General features: G+C 57.1%; 1 protein-coding gene. It reads right to left on the bottom strand.

The genetic code is table 11. The annotated features are described in order from the left end of the window. Positions 1 to 310: 310 nt before the first annotated feature. Positions 311 to 503: hypothetical protein (locus tag JNC62_RS21115; RefSeq protein WP_374841443.1), on the bottom strand; the 193-nt coding region annotated here is incomplete at its 5' end.

Genomic DNA, 503 nt, shown 5'->3' with positions numbered 1-503 from the left:
CGTCACGGCCTCGCGCATAGCCCGGCCGATCTTCGCCAGGAACGCGCGGTTGCGGAGAGATTGAGAGTTGAGGTAGTTATGCCCTGCTGCCGGCAGGGCGGCGGGTTATTTGCTCTTAAAAATGCACGCCTCGTAGTCGAGCGGGTGGCCCCCAGCCTTTCCGGGTTTTATGTTCCATCCGCATCGCTCTGGCTGCACAAGGCTTGCCGTTTCCATGCGCAGCGCATTGCGCTGCCGGTCATAGCCGTCGAATTTTTGCCGATACGGACAATCCGGCTTGCAGGTTGGCGGGATGCCCGTATTGTCTGGATCAGATGGAATAGGGCGCATCGATGCGGGCCTGGCAGTATTTGTAAGCTTCAGAGAGCGACGCGCATCGAATATTCTCGCAGTAAATGTTCATGCCGTCGTATATGGTGACCTCGTACCTGACGCCAGCCACAATCCGCTTGGCCCAATACCAGCCATTGCCGTAATAACGCCTGGTGATGAATTTCATGTCC

This window comes from Mycoplana ramosa (assembly GCF_041930185.1).
Taxonomy (GTDB): domain Bacteria; phylum Pseudomonadota; class Alphaproteobacteria; order Rhizobiales; family Rhizobiaceae; genus Mycoplana; species Mycoplana ramosa.
This window is presented reverse-complemented; position numbering and strand designations above follow the sequence as displayed.